This window comes from Lysinibacillus sp. AR18-8 (assembly GCF_001705465.1).
Lineage (GTDB): Bacteria > Bacillota > Bacilli > Bacillales_A > Planococcaceae > Lysinibacillus > Lysinibacillus capsici.
In genome coordinates, this window is record NZ_MDGU01000051.1 from 89590 (window position 1) to 109529 (window position 19940).

At 36.8% G+C, this 19940-nt stretch carries 18 protein-coding genes; 6 read left to right on the plus strand and 12 right to left on the minus strand.

The window, feature by feature from the left end; all coding sequences use genetic code 11:
* Positions 1-95: 95 nt before the first annotated feature.
* Positions 96-1511: a sensor histidine kinase gene (locus tag BFM98_RS21220; protein ID WP_054548944.1), complete on the minus strand. Its 1416-nt coding sequence runs from the start codon at positions 1509-1511 to the stop codon at positions 96-98.
* Complete coding sequence (locus tag BFM98_RS21225; RefSeq protein WP_048395501.1) at positions 1495-2181, minus strand: response regulator transcription factor; 687 nt, start codon at positions 2179-2181, stop codon at positions 1495-1497. Before BFM98_RS21225 ends, BFM98_RS21220 begins: the two co-directional genes overlap by 17 nt.
* Positions 2182-2400: 219 nt before the next feature.
* On the opposite strand from BFM98_RS21225, the gene BFM98_RS21230 reads away from it, so the two are divergent.
* Entirely contained in the window at positions 2401-2733 is a 333-nt protein-coding gene (locus BFM98_RS21230; protein WP_048395499.1) for a heme oxygenase, read from the plus strand.
* Positions 2734-2845: 112 nt separating this feature from the next.
* Here the strand turns inward: BFM98_RS21230 and BFM98_RS21235 are convergent, their stop codons facing one another.
* Complete coding sequence (locus tag BFM98_RS21235) at positions 2846-3865, minus strand: YeiH family protein (RefSeq protein WP_066038321.1); 1020 nt, start codon at positions 3863-3865, stop codon at positions 2846-2848.
* A gap of 113 nt (positions 3866-3978) precedes the next feature.
* Here BFM98_RS21235 and BFM98_RS21240 point away from each other — a divergent pair, with 113 nt between their 5' ends.
* Complete coding sequence (locus tag BFM98_RS21240; protein WP_054548523.1) at positions 3979-4860, plus strand: LysR family transcriptional regulator; 882 nt, start codon at positions 3979-3981, stop codon at positions 4858-4860.
* Positions 4861-4877: 17 nt separating this feature from the next.
* On the opposite strand, the gene BFM98_RS21245 is transcribed toward BFM98_RS21240, so the two are convergent.
* Positions 4878-5795, minus strand: coding sequence for a LysR family transcriptional regulator (locus tag BFM98_RS21245; RefSeq protein ID WP_066038322.1), 918 nt, complete (start codon positions 5793-5795; stop codon positions 4878-4880).
* 122 nt (positions 5796-5917) lie between these two features.
* Here BFM98_RS21245 and BFM98_RS21250 point away from each other — a divergent pair, with 122 nt between their 5' ends.
* Positions 5918-7108, plus strand: a complete 1191-nt coding sequence (locus tag BFM98_RS21250) for a coenzyme F420-0:L-glutamate ligase (protein ID WP_054548521.1) — start codon at positions 5918-5920, stop codon at positions 7106-7108.
* Positions 7109-7293: 185 nt separating this feature from the next.
* On the opposite strand, the gene BFM98_RS21255 is transcribed toward BFM98_RS21250, so the two are convergent.
* On the minus strand, positions 7294-7932 hold the full coding sequence (locus tag BFM98_RS21255; protein ID WP_048395489.1) for an RNA ligase family protein: 639 nt from the start codon (positions 7930-7932) through the stop codon (positions 7294-7296).
* A 24-nt stretch (positions 7933-7956) separates the two neighbouring features.
* On the minus strand, positions 7957-8913 hold the full coding sequence (locus BFM98_RS21260) for an AAA family ATPase (protein ID WP_054548519.1): 957 nt from the start codon (positions 8911-8913) through the stop codon (positions 7957-7959).
* Between the two features lie 437 nt (positions 8914-9350).
* Here BFM98_RS21260 and helD point away from each other — a divergent pair, with 437 nt between their 5' ends.
* Positions 9351-11654, plus strand: a complete 2304-nt coding sequence (helD, locus tag BFM98_RS21265) for an RNA polymerase recycling motor HelD (protein ID WP_066038323.1) — start codon at positions 9351-9353, stop codon at positions 11652-11654.
* 51 nt (positions 11655-11705) lie between these two features.
* Here helD and BFM98_RS21270 read toward each other — a convergent pair whose 3' ends face one another.
* From BFM98_RS21270 to BFM98_RS21290, 5 genes are all read right to left on the minus strand, one after another.
* A complete protein-coding gene (locus BFM98_RS21270) occupies positions 11706-12461 on the minus strand; it encodes an amino acid ABC transporter ATP-binding protein (protein WP_048395482.1) in 756 nt (251 codons plus the stop codon).
* Positions 12462-12474: 13 nt separating this feature from the next.
* Entirely contained in the window at positions 12475-13176 is a 702-nt protein-coding gene (locus BFM98_RS21275; RefSeq protein ID WP_004233514.1) for an amino acid ABC transporter permease, read from the minus strand.
* A gap of 12 nt (positions 13177-13188) precedes the next feature.
* Positions 13189-13896 carry an amino acid ABC transporter permease gene (locus tag BFM98_RS21280; RefSeq protein WP_048395479.1) on the minus strand — a complete coding sequence of 236 codons (708 nt, stop codon included), beginning with the start codon at positions 13894-13896 and terminating at the stop codon, positions 13189-13191.
* 82 nt (positions 13897-13978) lie between these two features.
* Positions 13979-14842, minus strand: coding sequence for a transporter substrate-binding domain-containing protein (locus BFM98_RS21285; RefSeq protein WP_048395478.1), 864 nt, complete (start codon positions 14840-14842; stop codon positions 13979-13981).
* 3 nt (positions 14843-14845) lie between these two features.
* Complete coding sequence (locus BFM98_RS21290; RefSeq protein WP_066038324.1) at positions 14846-16045, minus strand: acyl-CoA dehydrogenase family protein; 1200 nt, start codon at positions 16043-16045, stop codon at positions 14846-14848.
* Positions 16046-16327: 282 nt separating this feature from the next.
* Between BFM98_RS21290 and BFM98_RS21295 the strand changes: the two genes are divergently transcribed.
* The gene (locus tag BFM98_RS21295) at positions 16328-17074 is read left to right on the plus strand and encodes a hypothetical protein (RefSeq protein ID WP_048395475.1); all 747 of its coding nucleotides are present in this window, start codon (positions 16328-16330) and stop codon (positions 17072-17074) included.
* Between the two features lie 86 nt (positions 17075-17160).
* Here the strand turns inward: BFM98_RS21295 and BFM98_RS21300 are convergent, their stop codons facing one another.
* Positions 17161-17541, minus strand: a complete 381-nt coding sequence (locus BFM98_RS21300; RefSeq protein ID WP_048395473.1) for a VOC family protein — start codon at positions 17539-17541, stop codon at positions 17161-17163.
* A gap of 225 nt (positions 17542-17766) precedes the next feature.
* On the opposite strand from BFM98_RS21300, the gene BFM98_RS21305 reads away from it, so the two are divergent.
* The gene (locus tag BFM98_RS21305) at positions 17767-19716 is read left to right on the plus strand and encodes a methyl-accepting chemotaxis protein (RefSeq protein WP_054548513.1); all 1950 of its coding nucleotides are present in this window, start codon (positions 17767-17769) and stop codon (positions 19714-19716) included.
* Positions 19717-19940: the final 224 nt, after the last annotated feature.

Here is a 19940-nt window from a genome sequence, read left to right on the forward strand (position 1 = left end):
GATGTCAGCTTTACAAATTCTTCAACTCTCTTTTACAAAACAAAGCAGATTTCTGGGAGACGGATTAAACCAACACTAAGAAGGCTACTACGCTCTTATAGCGTAGTAGCCTTTTGCAATACTAATTCAAAATGTGTTCCAGAGGGATTGCTTTCAATTAATCGCAAATCGCCCCCAACAGATTGGGCCATCATTTTACTAAGTGGTAATCCTAAACCCAAGCCACGAACAGTATATTTTTTATTTCCCCCTCTATAAAAGCGCTCAAAAATAAATGACTGATCCTCTAGAGGGATTCCATGTCCTGTATCCTTCACCATCACTGACAGAGCCTCGCCATGATCTATCAACCTCAAGGTTATTGTTCCTTTGTCCATCGCCTGTTTAGCATTGGTTAATAGGTTTGTAATGATCTGTTGGATACGAACAATATCTATCTGTACAAGCACAGGTTTTTCCAACAAATGTAAATGAACTTTTACATGTTCATCTTCCTGCATGACTTCCCACTGTGCCACCGCCTCTCGCAGTAGCTGATTAACATCTACTGACTCTATCTGCACAGGAACAGCATCGACAGCAAAATGGTTAAAGGCAAGTAAGTCACCAACCATTGTTTTCATTTTTGTCGTTTCGACCATAGCCATTTCAATGAATTCCATAGCATCCTGTCCCGTTACAACACCATCTCTTACAGCCTGTAATAAACCACTTATAGAGGTGACAGGTGTTTTCAATTCATGGGTGACACCTGCTAGTAATTCCGTTCGAGTTTTCTCCAGCTGTTCTAATTTATTTGCCATATTTTTAAAGGAGGAAACAAGCTCATAGATTTCCTTTTCCTTACTATATTGAGGCAAATCAATTGCATAATTGCCTTCCTGTACATGCTTGGCAGCCTCAGCTACTTGTTTAATGGGATAGGCCAAACGCTTTGACAGAAAGTAAATAGCGATCCAGCCTAATAATGCTAATGCTCCAATTAATATGGCAAGCTGTCCATATGCTTGGTTAACTCTTGTTAAATTCTCCTTCTTCTCCATCACCAGGGCCCAGCCCAATAACTCATGATTATTTTCTATCTTTCTTTTCACTACATATTCAGGTTCAAGTCCATCCTTTATTTCCTTAGTACCTTCTTTTCCATCTAACAAGCCAGCAACATTTTTAGCACTACCAGGTGGTACAGGACGGTTGCTAGTCAGTATATTTCCCTCTGTATCTACAACATACAAAATCGGATCGATCTCTTTCATATTAAAACGCTGACGATCCCCTATGAAACCTGGAATACCATTTATAGGTCCATTATTAGGATTTGTTGTATCCGTTAAACGATAGACCGTTTCGTCTGCTAAAAACTCCATTAATTCTAATCGATTTTCAAATGTTGTATGTCGAATCCACGCTGCTGAGATTAAAGATATAATAGCTAAGCCTATAAAAAGTGTCAGTAAATATCGGCTCGTCCAATATTGAAGTAAGGATATTCGCTTATTTTTTTTGAACACTTAGCTGATACCCCAATCCACGTAGTGTCTTTATTTCTCCTTCCGCTTCATCCCATTCTTTTAAAGCCTTCCTAAGCCTCTTTATAGCTAAATCTACAGCACGATCACTACCCTCATACTCCCATCCCCAAACTTGATCTATAAGCTGATCCCGGGTAAATGTTTGATTAGGGTGGTCAGCTAAAAACATGAGCACTGATAAATCTCTTGGCGTTAATACAATCTCTTCTCCACCCAAAAGCACTTTATGCGCTTTACAATCAATCACTAGAGACCCATACTGCTTACTAGTAGCTGAATCAGAACTACCTACAGCACGTCTTAAAACAGCCCTCACTCTTGCAACAACTTCATCTGCGATAAAAGGCTTGGCAATATAATCATCTGCCCCATGATCAAACCCCTCTAGACGGTAATTAACCTCACCTAATGCTGTTAACATGATAACTGGGCAAGTACTTCGTTCTCTTATTTCTTTTAAAATGGACCAACCATTTTTTTCTGGTAACATAATATCTAGCAACACTAGATCTGGCTTTGTTTCACGAAACATGACCAAGGCTTGACCACCATTAAAACATTGTGTCACACTATAACCCACTTTTTGTAAATACACCTTTAAAACCTGGCTTATTGGATATTCGTCCTCTATTACTAGAATGTTTGCCAAAGTCAATCACCTCGCTACTAGTTCACTCTTATATTCATTATAGCACTGGATTATGTCAGTTAAATGTCAGCCTATCCATTACCCATAAACTACTAGCACAGATTATATAGAGGACATCTATTGACAATGTCTTCCTCAGCCACTTATCATTGAGTGCGAATGATAATCAATGATAATTCATTCAAAAACCTAGTAAATGAAATTAAGGGGGGTAAAAGCATGATTATTGTAACTAATCGTATTCAAGTAAAACCCGGTTTTGCTGCGAGAATGGCACCAAATTTTACAAAGCCAGGTCCTCTGCAACAGTTTGAAGGCTTTCATAAAGTAGAGGTATTAATTTCAACTGATGATCCTACTTATGATGAAATGAGTGTTAATATGTATTGGGAATCTAAGGAGCATTTCCAAGCATGGCGTAATAGCGATGCATTTGCTGCAGCCCATCAACGCCCAAATTCGGGCTCTGAGGGAGAAAAGGCTGACAGTCCAATTATCGGCAGCAAAATAGTGGTGGCGGAATTAGCTTCTTCTATTGAAGCCTTAAATTAATAAACGACGATTAAATTACTTATACATTATCTTCTGATTCTATCTAAAAAGCCCTGCATGGTTGAACGATCATGCAGGGTCTTTTTTCTTGGTATAAGAAACATTGATTAAATCAATATAAAAGAATGACTAGTATATAGCCCAGCACGGATAGACAGACCGAGCCAATTAAACCTGCAATAAATGCCTTTACACCTAGCTCCTTAAATGTTTTCATTTCAACATTTAGCCCTAGACCAGCCATTGCCATCGCAATTAAGATATAAGCAGTATCTACTAATGCTTGCGATACATTCGCCGGTATAATCCCTAAAGAGTTGATAGCACTCATCGCTAAAAATCCTAAAATAAACCACGGTATGATGGATAAAGAAAAGGCTTTTTTCTCTTCACTTTTGTCCATTCTTCGATAGAAAATACCAATAACAATTGCTACAGGTACGAGTAGGGCCACTCGTGTTAATTTCACGATGACGGCTATATCAATTGCTTCATTTCCACCAGCAGATGCAGCTGCAATTACATGCGCAATTTCATGTAATGTCCCCCCTGCGAAAATCCCATACGCAGTAGGTGTTAAATCGATGATGGAATAAAGTACCGTATAAATAAGTGTGAAAATAGTCCCCAATAACGCAACAATCGCTGCCCCTACCGCCGTTTCCTTTTCATTTGCTTTAATTTGAGGTGCAATTGCCACTACTGCAGCAGCTCCGCAAATGGCAGTCCCGCAAGCCGTTAATATCCCTAGCTTTTGATCGACTTTAAATATTTTTGTTAGGCCGTACACAACAATTAAGGCAAATAGCAGATTAATGACTGCAATTAAAAAAACGTTAGCACCCGCATGATAAATATCTGCCAAATTTAAGCGCATACCCAATAAAATAATACCAAAGCGTAATAGCTTCTTGCTGGAAAATGAAATACCTACTTGCCAAGAATCTTGTACTTTAAATGTTGCTCGCCAGGTCATCCCTAATATAATGGCAATAACCAACTGTCCCAATATTGAAAGGAAAGGAAATGTGGCAATATATTTCGCTACTAAAGCAATAAGAAGCGTTAACAATATCCCCTTCAAGAAATTTGGATTAAGAGTAGATTTTAATTTAAGCTGTCTATTAACCATGATGTTCACTTCTTTCTCCCTTGTTGATTATTACTTTAATAAAGAGTGCACTATTAGTAAAATACATATATATAATTATTATTATTAATATTTCTAATAATAGGGGTGAAGATATGCAATTGGATGCTTTAAAAACATTTATCACACTGGTTGAGGTCAATAATTTTACAAAGACCTCTGAAATACTTCATATTTCACAACCAAGTGTTAGCTTACACATTAAGAATCTAGAGCAAGAATTACAAACAACCTTATTTATTCGTTCCCCAAAATCGGTGCAAATTACACCAACTGGTGAAATTCTTTATAAACGAGCAAAGCAAATCATGGCGATAGCTGAAGCTGCAAAAGAAGATATCGCTGCCTATCATCAAGAGGTACAAGGTACGCTAGTCATTGGGGCAAGCTTTACAATTGGCGAATATATATTACCTCCAATTATTGCAAGCTTACAGCAACAATTCCCACAACTTGAACTTCAAATTATTATTGGCAATACAAAAGAAATCATTCAATATACAAAATTACTGCAAGTCGATATAGGTCTAATTGAAGGACAGGCTCATGATAATGAACTAGTCATTAAGCCATTTATGCAAGATGAGTTATTTATTGTTAGCGACAGTAAACATCCTCTTACAAAGCAACAACCTCTGACTGCTGATAAACTCCAGCAGCAAAGCTGGGTTGCGCGTGAAGAAGGCTCTGGAACACGTTATTATCTGGATCATTTATTCAGAGCAAATGGTTTACAGATTCATTCGCTTTTGACTATTAGCAGTAATCAGGGCGTGAAGGAGAGTGTAATGCAGGGACTTGGTCTTTCTTTATTGTCTGCCTGTGTGATAGAACGTGAATTAAAAAATGGAGATATGACTATTCTGCGCCTTGAAGGACAGCACTTTATGCGAACATTTTCTTATCTTTGCTCACCTACCATGAAAAATAAGCGCAATGTCGACATACTGATTGATATCTTAATAAAAAAAGCATAGCGATTCTTTTCTCGTCGCTAAGCTCTTTTTATGGTTCTTCTCGTATTAAAATGTTTACTTTCAATGATTTCAACAAATTTCATTGCTGCTCTAGAAAGAGGTACTGACTTCAAATAACACATACCAATACTTCTCGTAGGAATACTTTCCCTTAAAGTTAATTCATAAAGAAGTCCACGTTGAAGATAGTCCTTTGAAAATTCCTTTGTTACACATGCAATGCCAAGGTTACTACGCGCAAATTCGAGTACTAAATCATGTGAGCCTAGCTCAAACTCTGGCTCTATGTGAACGCCTCTTGCAAAAAGATAATCTTCCACATACTTCCTTGAATTCGATTTTTTCTCTAGAAAGATAAGTGGAAATTTTAAAAGGTCCTCATAGTTTAAACTTTTAGATGAAAGTGTTTTATATTTTTCCCCACAGACAAAAATATCCTGAATATCTGTACATACCGTTAACTGTAATGTTGAATCTTCAATTGGAAAATTACAAAACCCTATATCTACTTCACCCGATTTAATAAAATTACAAATTTCAGAGGTTGTGCCATTTAGCATTTGCAATTTAATATTCGGATACATTGTATGGAATGCTTCTAAATAAGGCATTAAAAAGAAGCGTGAGATCGTATCACCTACACCTATTTTTAATTGCCCTGTTGTTAAATTTTTGAATTCAAGTAACTTTTCTTCACCAGCATCTAAAAGCCCTAAAGCAGAATTAGTATATTCAAAAAGTAGGCTACCCTCTGTTGTTAATGTCACACCTTTAGGAGTTCGATTAAAAAGACGTGTGCCAAGTTCATTTTCTAATTGCATCATTGCCTGACTTACAGCTGGCTGTGTCATATATAAATCTTTTGCCGCACTAGAAAAGCTATTATTTTTTGCTACAACACTAAAAACACGATATAAATCTAATTTCCCTATCATATAAGCACCTCTTATAGCTATTATATAAACTATTAATTTTACTTATATCATTAACGAGCCTTATAGTAAAATCATATGGTTTTTATATCACTTTACGCTAGATAGAATGAGGAGAGATTAAATTGGAACGTGTAATCGGTACAGTTGTAAGAGGTCTTCGTGGTCCTATTATTAATGAAGGCGATAATATTGAACAAATTGTTGTAGATACAGTGTTAAATGCTGCACATATTGAAGGATATACAATAGAGGATCGTGATATTGTGACAGTAACTGAATCTGTCGTGGCACGTGCACAAGGAAACTATGCTACAATTGATGATATTGCCATAGATGTAGCGGCTAAGTTTGGAGATGATACGGTAGGCGTTATTTTCCCCATCTTAAGTCGAAACCGCTTCGCCAATTGTTTACGAGGCATCGCTAAAGGTGTAAAAAAGGTAGTATTAATGCTAAGCTACCCATCTGATGAAGTGGGTAATCACCTTGTAGATATTGATGAGCTCGATGTAAAAGGCATTAACCCATGGACGGATACACTCAATGAGGTTGAATTCCGCGAGCATTTTGGCTATAAAAAACACACATTTACTGGTGTAGATTATATTGAATACTATAAAGAGTTAATCGAAGCAGAAGGGGCTACGTGTGAGGTCATCTTCTCAAATAATCCAAAAACAATTTTAAATTACACAAAGAGTATCTTAACATGTGATATTCATTCACGCTTCCGCACAAAACGTATTCTAACAGCGAACGGTGCAGAAAAAGTTTACAGCCTTGATAATATTTTAGCTGAATCAATTAATGGCTCTGGTTTCAATGCTGAGTATGGTCTACTTGGCTCGAACAAAGCAACAGAGGATAGTGTTAAATTATTCCCACATACTTGCCAACCGATTGTTGATGGAATCCAAGCAAAAATTAAAGAAGCTACAGGAAAAACAGTAGAAGTTATGATTTATGGTGACGGCGCATTCAAAGATCCTGTGGGTAAAATTTGGGAGCTTGCAGATCCTGTTGTATCCCCAGCATTCACCGCTGGATTACATGGAACACCGAACGAGGTTAAATTAAAATATTTAGCGGACAATGATTTTGCAGACCTTCGAGGCGAAGAACTAAAGGCTGCTATTTCTGAATACATCCAAAATAAAGATGAAGATTTAACAGGTCAAATGGCTGCACAAGGAACAACACCGCGTCGTTTAACAGACCTTATCGGTTCCCTATCTGACCTTACATCTGGTTCGGGTGACAAAGGAACACCAATGATTTACATTCAAGGCTACTTCGATAATTACACTAAATAAACAAACAAAAATGAACTCTCGTCCTAATGAAGAGAGTTCATTTTTTTATGGCGAGGATAACAGGAATCGAACCCGTACTCCCATTGGAAAGGGATATGCACTCCTTGCACCTACCTCGTAATAGATGATTATTGAATGCTTGCTATAGTATTACATTGTGCTCAGTCCCTTCTCTTCTTAATTGGTTAGGATTTTAATTTATTTGGAATAATTTCTTCTTGTAGCCAATGCTCACTTGTTTGAACATGTTGCGGTCTCACAAATTTCCCTAAATTATAGCGGAAATCTTCGTAATGGAATGAGCTAGTATTTCTAATGACATACCCCTCTTGTTCCCCTTCAAAGAATGATTTTCCAGTGAATGTACGTTTTATCTGTTCTTCGTCAAAAATCCCTCGGTATAAAACGGGCACTGTTTCTATACCTAACTCTGCTGCAAAGGCCACGGTTTCATCCCAGCTCAAACAAATATTTTCTTCATTCCAAATGCTAAACAAATAGAAATAGCTTGTTAATCCTTGATAATAAATAGAATGCTTGGCATAAACATTTTCACCACATAAGCGCCAGTCCTTTGGAATCCGATACGCAAAATTCGCGTGAAATGTTTTTACCCAATGTCTAGAAGGATGGTTGGCTGAATGAATACTTCTAGCATGCATATAGTCTCTGTAAAGCGTTGTACCTTCTCCATCTAACTTTTCAGTGACAACAACCTCCTTTCCAATAAAATGATTCACATTTCTAGCAACTTTATCATCATCGGTATAACCCCTGCTCCATGGTAAATGAAAACTTCTTGGGTACTTCATTAATTTCGTCATATTTTCACCTTCCTTTCCTAAAGTTTACTTGGCAAATTGATCTGCCTCACGGAAAAAATAAAGCCTTGTTAATAAATCACCATCTAATAAATGATAAATTTGGCTTCCACCTCTATCTCCCCCATACTGGATTAACATATGAAATTGCACTAAATGAACAACCTTTAATACAAATTCCTTTTCAAAGCCCAACTCTAATAGAAAATGGCAAACCAGTTGAGCCGAGACATTTTCATGCCCAAAATAACCATAACGCTGTTGCAAAGGTTTATATTTTTTACAAGCTGGTTTACCGACATCATGAAACAATGCAGCTATTTGTAGAGCTAGTTTATCGCTTTCTAAGTAGTACTCATTGATATACGCGTACACAAAATACGTATGCTGACATAGTAAAAATTGATGGAATGGGTTTTCTTGATCGAATTGATAAATTTCTTTGAAAAGTGGGACTGCTTGAAGTGTTTGAAAAAGCTCTTCATAGGTGGGGTGGCCTTGTATGAGTGAAACAAATTGTTGTCGAGAAAGATCATAGGGACTTGATTCATGAATAATATGCAATTCATTAAACCCTTCTCCTACTGTCGGGAACTCTAAATGCTTTCTCATTTTTTCCATCACGATTAATGGTACATGTCTTTTCCTTTGCTGGTTTCTAGCTACACAGATTGAATAAGGTGTATCAAAGTAATAACATACCTTCTGCACATTACTTGGTATTTTACGAAGTGCAAACATCCTGCGCTCTCGTTCAATATTGGTTGCATCCACAATGACAGAAAACCCTTTTGCCACTAAGTCATTAAGACGTTCATATAATGTACGAAAGACTATACGTGATTTTTGCCTTGTTGAATCCCCAAATAACTCCTGACGTATAGCGTCGCTTGATAGGACAATTGCATTTTCATTTTTAGCTAACTGTTTCACAAATGTACTTTTCCCACTACCAGGCAACCCCACTGTAAAGATTACCTTCATTCTTTTCACCTCCCTTCAAGTTTCTTTATCGTATGGCATGCCACATTCTTTAGTGTCTCAATAGCATTTCATCCATTATTTTTAATAACAATTTATGATAATCAGTCATAATATGAAGCAATATTACATATAAAAAAGACGGCTCCACCTTTTTGTAGAGCTGTCTCTGTTTATCAATATCTTATTACCTTACACATTTATTGTATCATAAATTTACAATAATTTCTAGACTATACTTCTTTCCGAAGTAGATGTATGATAAATTTCCTGCTTCAATCCCCCCATATCATCTGCATTTGGATACTTTCACTATATTCAAATTTGTGGTTGGACAAACAGTTAAAAAAGCAGCACAATTACCCTCTTCTCACCATCTATTGAGGTGAGGGTTACTGTCAAAGGAAGCAAATAACTATGGAGAGGAATGTGAGTAAACGTTGGAAAATCAAAAAGAATGGCTAGAAGAAAAGCATCACCTTGAGGATTCTTTAAACATTATTGTTCATAAAATAAAAGAGTTAGAGCATAAAGAAAAAGGTTTTAAAGAAAATGCTGTTGCCTTAAAGAAATCCTTTTGGAACGATGTGAGAGTCAATCTAGATACCGCTGAGGATGTAGACGAAACCTTTTTTGCAATTAAGCAGCAGGCAGAGCTTTTATCTGACTCAGAGCTAGCACAGGAACGGGCAATTCGTAATGTAAAGGTATATGAACGTTTACAACAGTCACCCTATTTTGCTCGTATTGACTTTGTACAAGATGGTCAACAAGACCCTTTAAAAATTTATATTGGTGTAGCCACATTATTGGATGAACAGGATGAAAATATCATCATTTTTGATTGGCGAGCGCCTATATCGAGTATGTATTATGACTACACACCTGGTGATGCATCCTACGAAACATTAGGTGAAGAAATTCATGGAGAAATGCTGTTAAAACGGCAATTTATTATTAAAAATGGTCAACTACAATCCATGTTTAATACGGGCGTTACAATTGGTGATGACCTACTGCTCGATATCCTTGCGCAAAATGCAAATGAGCATATTCGTAGTATTGTTGCGACAATCCAAGCAGAGCAAAATAAAATTATTCGCCATGTAAATTCACGCTATCTTATTGTTGAAGGCGTGGCAGGTAGTGGCAAAACAGCTGTAGCCTTACAGCGGGTAGCTTATCTACTTTATCGTTATCGTGATGAAATGACTGCCGATCAAATTCTGCTAATTACACCTAACCAACTTTTTAATCAATATGTTCATTCTGTCTTACCTGATTTAGGGGAAGACAATATGCAGCAGTTAACGTTTATAGAATATGCTGAAAAACGATTAGGTAAACAGTTTCAATTAGAGTATCCTTATGAGCAGCTTGAAGAACTGTTAACAGAAAAGGATGATGCTCAGTATCAAACAAAATTAAGCATCATTTCTTTTAAAGCGAGTCTCGCTTATAAACATATAATCGATCAATATGCGAGTTATTTATCCGATAAAGGCTTATTATTTAAAAATATCGTTTTTCGTGGAGAGCGGATTATTACTGCACAGGAAATTACCGAATACTTCTATTCTTTCCCTTCTACTATGTCGATACCAGATCGCCTACAATTAGTAAAAGAATGGTTATTGCAGCAACTAACGAAATTGGAAAAGGCTGAGCGTACAAAGGAATGGGTAGAAGAAGCTACTGAGCTATTAGATAAAGAAGATTATTCCAAATCTTATAGTGAACTTTTATATGAGGGTCGCTATACTGAAAACTCATTTGACGATTTTGATCAAGAACGCTATAAATTAGCGAGACAAATTGTCAAAAAACACTTTAAACCATTACGTAACTCTGTTAACAAGTTAAAGTTTGTCCATATGTTGGGTACATATCGACAGCTCTTTGATTTGAATAGTTCTATTAACAGGGATTTACAACACCTTATGCCAGACAATTGGGAGGACATTTGTCTACAAACACTCCCTAATTTAGCAAAGCGTTTGATTGCCTATGAGGATACTGCACCATTTTTATATTTACAGGACAAAATTGAAGGACAACAGACCAATAGGATGATCCGTCATGTGTTAATAGATGAAGCACAGGATTATTCGCCATTTCAACTTACTGTATTACAGCAGTTATTCCCAAAAGCACGTATGACCATTTTAGGTGATGGCCACCAAACGATTCATCCACATACCTTTAATAATCCTTCTCTACTCGACACTCAATTATATGGTGAGCAGGCAGAAAAAATGATATTAACCAAAAGCTATCGTTCGACAAAGCAAATCATACAACTCACTGCCAAAATATTGAATGATGGTAGTGAAGTAGAAGCATTTAACCGAAATGGCCCTGAACCATCGATTACTATTGTGCCAAATGAATTGGAATTAATGGATCATATTATTCAAAATATCGACCATTTATCTATTGAATTCGAAACAATTGCTGTCATCTGTAAAACCGCAGCCGAATGCTCTGCCGTTTATAAGCAATTAAACAATCGAGTAGATATTCAATTAATCAACCATAATTCAAAGCAGTTTAAGAAGGGTATTTTATTACTTCCAGCTTACATGGCGAAAGGGATCGAATTTGATGCGGTAATCATCTATAATGCATCTGCCGCTAATTACTCAAGAGAAAGCGAGCGGTACTATTTCTATACGGCGTGTACGAGAGCTATGCATGAGCTTCACATTTACTCGATCAACAAATTAACGTATTTCCTTCAATAATAGGTAACAGGAGAATCTGTAAATAACAGATTCTCCTGTTCTCTTGCTGTTTTATATATAGAACGTATAGTCTTCTGGAATAACACGTTTTAAAAATTTCTTCGTTCGCTCCTCTTTTGGGCTGACGAAAATATCATGAGGGCTACCTTCCTCTACAACCACTCCTCCATCCATGAAAATTACGCGATTGGCAACATCTTTGGCAAAGCCCATTTCGTGTGTTACTACAAGCATTGTTGTACCCTCCGCTGCAATATTTTTCATGACCTGTAGAACCTCACCTACCAACTCAGGGTCAAGTGCGGACGTTGGTTCATCAAATAAAATAATATCAGGATTCAAAGCTACTGCTCGTGCAATACCAACACGTTGCTGTTGACCTCCTGACAACTGACTTGGATAGGCATCATATTTGTCTGATAAACCTACTTTATCAAGTGCCTTTTTACCAATTTCCACAGCCTGTGCTTTAGGAATTTTACGTCCAATGATTAATCCTTCCGTTACATTTTCTAATGCTGTTTTATTAGTGAATAGATTATAGTTTTGAAAGACAAATGCGACACGCTGGCGAATTGCATGCACGTCTTTTTTCTTTACATGTTGAAAATCAACCTGAATATCTCCAAATGTCGCATGGCCTTGATCAGCCTTCTCTAAAAAATTGATACAACGCAATAATGTTGTTTTTCCTGAACCACTGGGACCTAAAATAACAACAACGTCCCCTTTATCAATGGCTAAATCAACACCCTTTAAGATTTCATTGCCACCAAATGATTTATGAATATTTTTAATTTCTAACATGCTAATTCACCCCTTAGACATTTGCCATTTTGTATTTGCTTAAATATTTCTCATAACGCTTAAACAAGTATTCAACCGTACTACATAAAATTAAGTACACAATAAAGATATCCAAATAGGCCTCTACATAATTGTAGCCAACGTTTGCCGCTACTTTTGCCTTCAGTGTAATTTCAGGAAGCGACATTGCGTAGCCTAGCGATGTAGCTTTAATAAGATTAACTGTAGCTGTGCAAATATTCGGCAATGCCACTACTAATGCCTGTGGAATGATGATGCGAGTATATGCTTGGAATGTTGACAAACCTACTGAGTGTGCAGCCTCTAGTTGCCCCTTTTCAATGGTACTTAACGCCGATCGAAAGACCTCAATCAAAATGGCTGTTGAGCTGAATGCAAATACAATAAACGCATACCAAATTGGATTGATTTTATAAATATCATACGCAATATGATATTTTTCAAAAATAATTTTTAACATTAAAGGTATACTGCTATAGATAATAAAAATTTGTATAATAATCGGCGTTCCTCGAACAAAAGAAACATAAATCTTCGCGAGGTGATGAATAACTGGAATTTTATTGATCCTAGTTAGTGCTAACAAAAAACCTAGTGGCAAAGCTATCACCAAAGCAACAACTGTGACTAGGAGCGCTATAGGAACACCAGACAAAGCTACGAAAAATGTTTCAAGTAAAAATTGATAATTCACCCTCACGCCTCCTTAAGTTGTTTCTAGGGTCTTCTTACCCTTGCCAAATACCTTTTCTAATATAGTAAATATTTTCTCTATAATAATAGATAACACCCAATAGATAATAGCCAATGCAATATAAATTTCTAAGGCATGAGCATTGATGTTACTTGCAATAATTAGATTTGCCTTACCTACAATATCAATTAGACCAATTGTATAAGCGAGTGCACCTTCCTGTAATAAAGCAATCATGCCATTGCCAAAGTTCGGTAAAGCGACGACCAGCGCCTGCGGAAAAATAATTCGACGGTAGGCTTGGAATGGTGTTAACCCGACACTAACGGCTGCTTCAAACTGCCCTTTTGGAATGGCTAAGTAGGCAGACCGTATCACCTCAGACATTATTGCCGTGAATTGTAAGGTGAATGTTACGACAACAAATATGGCCGTTTCAATTGAATGGAGATTAAGACCAACATTTTCCGCTAATGCTGGGACACCATAGTAGACAAGAAATAACAAAACAATGGAGGGTGTACAACGCATAATCGTTGTATACAGATTGGCGAATTTAGTTAGCCACTTGACTGAAGATAGCTTAGCAGCCGCCAGCAATAAGCCGAATAGGGTACCTAAGATAATGGAGGACCCTGCAACTAAGAACGTGATTTTTAAAAATGGCAATAACACTGGGATTGCGTTCCAAATGTAGGTTGCGTCAAAATATTTATCCATTTCCTCACCAACTTTTGTTTTTATGAATAAAGACTGCTGAGCATTACTGACTCAACAGCCTTACTATTCGTTCCGTTTTAAACTAACGATTTACGTTTTCCAGTACTTCAAATAAATCACGGCCATAGAATTTTGTACTTAATTCATTTGTTTTCTTTTGTTCTTTAACTTGTGCTATTGCTTTATCATAAGCGTCAGCAAATTCCTGCTCTTTTTTATTGAACAGTGGCCATGTTTTTATAACAGCAAATTCGTTATAGACAACGTCATCTTTTAGGTTATAATATGGTCCATCTTCTGCAAGTACTTGTTGTTTAAATGGGCCTTCAATCATGACACCACCATCAACACGGCCCTCATTTACCCACTGCACTACATCGACAGTAAAGGCGTCACCGGCCTCAAGTTTTACTTTATTATCTGGATTTGCCGTATTATACTCATCGATAATTGTATATTGAGCATTATTTGCAGCAATCGGTGCTAAAGAATAGCCCTTTTTCGCAAAATCCGCTAATGTTTTCACGCCTTCATCCTCTTTACGCAAAACTAAACCTGCGCTACTTAAACCTAAGAATTCCTTCGGGAAAATAAATTTCTCTGTTCGTTCCTGAGTAAAGAATGCGTTTTTAACCCCTACTTGATATTTCCCTTGCTCCACACCAATTAATAAATCATCACTTGTTGTACCTACATACTCAAATTGATAGTCAGGTAGCAATTCATCTACTAATTTCATTACTTCTACATCATAACCAGTTGGATTTCCATTATCGTCAATGTAACTAATAGGCTTTGAAGCTTGATCGTAGGCTACTTTTACTGTACGTACCTTTTCACCATCACCAGAATCTTTATCTGCAGACTCTCCTGAATTACAACCTGCTAATAATGCTATAGAGGCCAAACCAATTGCAGCAAATTGAAAAATCTTATTCTTCTTCATATGTCATTTCTCCTTATTTTTCACGTGATTTAATGATTGATTTTCATATAATTTCTGCTGTTCAATAGCGGCAGTCGCTAATTTAATTATCGTCATATCATCCATCGGTGGATTATGAAGCCCTGCACGAACATTGCGGTAATAACGCTGTAATGGATTGGATAGTTGTAAGCTTTTCGCCCCTACTACACGCATCGCTTTATCGACTATATCTATTGCCATGTTTGTTACTGTGTGTTTAGCAACAGCCATCTCATTTGTTATTAGTCCACGTCTAGCAGGATCATCGTAAGCCTCAGCCACTCCGTATAAGACAAAACGTGCTTGATGGAGCTTTAATTCAATATCCCCTAAAAGCTGTTGTACGTTTGGCAACGTACTAATTGGCGCATTCAGGCTATTCGGTTGATGGTGATTAGCAAAATGAATAGCATAATCACGGGCTGCTTGTGCAATACCTAAGTAAGTTGCTGGGATATGGAGTATCCAGCCATTTATTTTGCCACCACTCGGATGACTTGGTAACTCTACTAAATGCTCTGTTGCAACAAGCACATCCTTTAACACAAGGTCGTGGCTGCTTGTGCCTCGCATTGCAGACATCTCCCAATTCTCCTCAATGGATAGACCTGCTGCATCCTTATGAATGAGGAAGAAGCCAACTTGCTGCTTTTCTTCAATCCAAGCGGAGGTAAGGAAATAATCGAGCACCGGAGATGCAGTCGTAAAAATCTTGCGCCCATTTATTAGCCAGCCACCTTTAGTAGAAATGGCATTTGTCCCTGGCCGCCCTCCTCGCGTTGGGCTACCTGTTGCCGCCTCACTAACAGCTCTATTAATCATGGCCCCTTTCTTTATTTCTTCAGAAAAAGCTATTAATAGATCATCAGTCCATAGTTTAGTTTCATAAATTTCACCAACAACACCTAATGTCCATCCAAGGGAAAGAGAGGCATTTTCGTCATAGCTTGCTAGCGTCTCTTGTACAAGCACCATATCATAAACAGATAACCCTTCTCCGCCATATTGTTTCGGTAAAGTAAGTTGAGGATAGCCAATTTGTAAAAGTAATCGATGAGCTTCGAACGGAAAACGAGATTGCTCATCTACCTCAACAGCCTCTGCCTTGATTGGCTCAGCTATAGCAGCTAGTTGATCTAGCCAATATCGTTGTCGCTCTGTCTTTACAAATAAATTCTTCAAATGAATCTCCTTCTTCCTAATATATATAAATCGTATAAATTTACTAAGGATTGATAATGAAAAAAAATCTCTTGCTACATGAATGTAGTGAGATACTATTTGGTACTGAATTTTCTGATTCGTTGACACTTATAATACTTTTCGCATTAGAAAATGTCAATGGGTGAAATTCAAGTTTTTTTGTAAGTTTAATATGTATTACAAAGTTTCAACTTTTACCTTTGATTTATGCACCAAGCTTTTCTTACAACATATGCTAAGACTAATGAAAGAGGTGCATATATGACCAATAATTTAAATTCGCCACTAAACGGTGGAATCATAACCCATTCGGCTCCACAAGTTATTCAAACTAAGTTTGGAGATATTAACGGGGATGGTTTTTTTGAAACCATTTTTTTAATGGGCACTAAACAGCCTGATAGTCCTTTCTGGAGAAATCTAACACTGTCTATTTTTTATGGTCAAACAAGACAAATGGAGCAACTTCCATTGAAACAAAATATGGGCTATAATCCGACTATTTTCTTGGGCGATTTTACTGGTAATCATATTGAGGATATTCTGGTTGTGTCTGATACAGGAGGTAGCGGCGGAATTGTAAATGGTGAGATTTTTTCCTCCATCAACAATCAAGTTCGTTCCATCTTTGATGCAGAGTCTTTTAATAATAAACTTAAATATAAGGTCAATTATGTAGATCATTATAAGGCTGTTGTTCAGAGTTTTAATCCTGCTATTAAATACACAATTGATTTACAGTATAAAGGAACCGACTACTTAGCTGAAATTTATAATCCAGATGGCACCTTGAAGCAACCGATTGAAGGCTGGGTAGATCCTTTTGGAGGACTATATCCTGTTGATTACGACCGAGATGGAACGTATGAAATTTTAGGATATCAAGAAATTGCAGGTAGATATCATGCTGATGGATTAGGCTATGTAGAAAATATTTTAAAATGGAATGGCCATGAATTTGTAATAGATCGGCAAACGGTTGGTATTTTTGGTGAGGATTTATCATAGACGACAAATCTAGCTATTAAATAATCTAAAACAGGAATCTGCTCATTTTTACTTAACTCTAACAAAAAACAAGCAGATTCCGTTATTTATTTTTTCTTTTCAACCAAGGCAAAGTAGTTATTTTCAGGGTCAGCAAAGTTAAAAACCCTACCCATTGGCATCATGACTAGATCTCCTACTTTTACGCCCTTTGCCTGAAAATCTTGGTACATCTCTTCAATTTTATCAGCGTAAAACATAATAGAAGGTGTTCCTAAATTTAGATCAGGTTGCATTTTAGCAATAATTTCTTTGTTATGAAGCACAAAGGATGTTTGAGCTTCCTTAGTTGGTGCAATTTCAATCCAGCGCATGCCTGCTTCTTCCTGTTCAGAAATGACCACAAACCCCACTTTTTCTGTCCAAAACTTAACAATTGCATCTTGATCATTAACATATAACATTACTTGTCCTATTTGATGAATCATGACTTCATTCCCTCCTCTTTTGAGCATTAGTATACATCAAAAAGCAGCTTTATATAGCTTCTAACGCCATCAATTTAAGGAAATTTCAAACAATTGATAATGATATACATTACTAAGAAATAATTAATTCAAAGTACTTAACTTTTATTTTATTTCTGATAGAATGAGTATTATTTACCTTTAAGGGAAAAGTATAGAATAAAATATTATGTGAGGATAATACAATTGAAACAACTAAGTTTAAGAAAAAAGCTTATTTTTTCGTTTTTAGCCATGCTTCTCATCCCAACACTCTTGATTGGAATAGTATCTTACCAAAGTGCTGAACAGCAAATTTCAGAGGAGCAACGCGCAAGTGCGACTGAAAGTGTACGCATTCTAAATTCCAATATTACAAACATGATTGAACCTAAATTGAAAGATGTACAATATTTTTCACAGAAATTTAGTGAAACTTACTTTCAAGATGAGAGCATTTTAGAACTGAAGTCATTATTAAGTGAATATGTCAACATGCACCCTGAAGTAGATCTGATATATATTGGGACTGCTGAAGGCAAACTGTTTGATCAGCCTGTTCAAGAGTATCCTGATGGCTTCGACCCTCGGACAAGACCTTGGTATAAGCAGGCTTTAGCTAATAATGGGAAGACCTCAATTACTGCACCATATGTTACACAATCTACAGGTGACATTGTCATCACAATTACTCAGGCATTACCGGATGGTTCTGGCGTATTAGGATTAGATCTAAATATTTCTACATTAAGTGACATTACGAATAATATTCGTATTGGAGAAACGGGCTTCGCTTCTCTTTTAGATAACAATAAAATTTACATTGCTCAGCCAGATAAAGAAAGTGGTACAGAGGCAACGGAAAGCTACATAACAAAAATTTATGAGCAGGAAAGCGGTACTATCATTGAAAAAGACCGTCACTTACAATTTGTTACGAATGAGTTAACGGGTTGGAAGGTAATTGGTACAATGTTTACTGCGGAAGCTGCAAAAGCTGCAGCATCCACATTGAATATAAATTTAATTATCATTATTGTTTCCATTCTCGTTGGCGTTATTTTCATGCTCTTTATGATAAAGTCTATTGTTAACCCAATTAATCAATTGAAGCAAAGCGCATTAAAAATTAGTGACGGTAATTTAACGGAGTTTATTGAAATCCATTCTAAAGATGAAATAGGTCAGCTTGGAGAAGCCTTTATCTCTATGAAGGTGAGCTTAAAAAAATTAATTCGAAATGTTGATCAAAGCTCACAACATGTCCAAACAGCCGCTCAAAATTTATCTGCTAATGCAGAACAAAACATCGCTGCCTCAGAGCAAGTTGCCGATGCCATGCACCAAATGGCAATTAGTACAGAAAAACAAACAACAGGTATTGATCAGAATGCCATTTCAGTTGAAGAAATTGCTAAAGGCGTTGTTGAAGTGGCAGACAGTTCCATGCAGGTTTCTGACCTATCTAGTCATGCTATCCAATTGGCAGAAGAAGGTGGACAATCTGTCAAACAAACGGTACAGCAAATGAATTCTATCCATAATTCTGTAACGCAATCAGATACAATGATTAAAGCACTGTATGATCGCACGAAAGAAATTGGGTCCATTTTAGAAATGATTAGTGCTATATCAGATCAAACGAATTTACTAGCGCTTAATGCAGCTATAGAAGCTGCTAGAGCAGGAGAACATGGCAAAGGCTTCGCGGTAGTGGCAGATGAAGTACGCAAATTAGCAGAGCAATCTCATCAATCAGCAGAGCAAATTTCTGCGCTTATAACTACTATTCAGCAAGATACGGCAAAATCTGTAGAGACAATGGTCAAAGCGTCGACAGATGTTCAAGAGGGCTTACAATTGACAGAAGAAACAAGTAGAAAATTCGCGAGCATTATCGAAAGTCTTCGAAACATCGCGCCGAAAATGGAGGATATTTCAGCATCTGCTCAAGAAATGTCTGCCGTTGTAGAAGAAGTTTCAGCGACTGCTATTGAACTTTCCGATCACGCAAAATTAAATGCTGCTGCTACAGAAGAAGTTGCTGCTTCCACGGAACAAACTTTATCTTCTATGCAAGATATGGCTTCGTCTGCCAAAACCCTACTTGATATGGCGGATGAATTGCAGGGTTATGTTAATCGTTTTAAATATTAATTATTTAACTGCTAGATCTGAGTTCACGATAGTATTGAACTCAGATTTTTTCTATTCCAAAAAGATAGGAAATTACAAAATAAGATATTTTTCTACAAATAATAGCGTTGCATAACTTTATTTTCCAGATTTTTCAGAAAATTTTGTTGATTATTATTCATTTTCCTCTTAGAATCAGATTAAACATTTGAACGACTTAGGAGTCTACTAGTGTAATATAACCC

What these genes read in the sequence shown, in the direction of transcription:
- BFM98_RS21230 (WP_048395499.1), top strand. Translation starts at nt 2,401, where the DNA reads ATGATTATTGTAACTAATCGTATTCAAGTAAAACCCGGTTTTGCTGCG.
- BFM98_RS21235 (WP_066038321.1), bottom strand. Translation starts at nt 3,865, where the DNA reads ATGGTTAATAGACAGCTTAAATTAAAATCTACTCTTAATCCAAATTTC.
- BFM98_RS21240 (WP_054548523.1), top strand. Translation starts at nt 3,979, where the DNA reads ATGCAATTGGATGCTTTAAAAACATTTATCACACTGGTTGAGGTCAAT.
- BFM98_RS21245 (WP_066038322.1), bottom strand. Translation starts at nt 5,795, where the DNA reads ATGATAGGGAAATTAGATTTATATCGTGTTTTTAGTGTTGTAGCAAAA.
- BFM98_RS21255 (WP_048395489.1), bottom strand. Translation starts at nt 7,932, where the DNA reads ATGACGAAATTAATGAAGTACCCAAGAAGTTTTCATTTACCATGGAGC.
- BFM98_RS21260 (WP_054548519.1), bottom strand. Translation starts at nt 8,913, where the DNA reads ATGAAGGTAATCTTTACAGTGGGGTTGCCTGGTAGTGGGAAAAGTACA.
- BFM98_RS21270 (WP_048395482.1), bottom strand. Translation starts at nt 12,461, where the DNA reads ATGTTAGAAATTAAAAATATTCATAAATCATTTGGTGGCAATGAAATC.
- BFM98_RS21280 (WP_048395479.1), bottom strand. Translation starts at nt 13,896, where the DNA reads ATGGATAAATATTTTGACGCAACCTACATTTGGAACGCAATCCCAGTG.
- BFM98_RS21285 (WP_048395478.1), bottom strand. Translation starts at nt 14,842, where the DNA reads ATGAAGAAGAATAAGATTTTTCAATTTGCTGCAATTGGTTTGGCCTCT.
- BFM98_RS21295 (WP_048395475.1), top strand. Translation starts at nt 16,328, where the DNA reads ATGACCAATAATTTAAATTCGCCACTAAACGGTGGAATCATAACCCAT.
- BFM98_RS21300 (WP_048395473.1), bottom strand. Translation starts at nt 17,541, where the DNA reads ATGATTCATCAAATAGGACAAGTAATGTTATATGTTAATGATCAAGAT.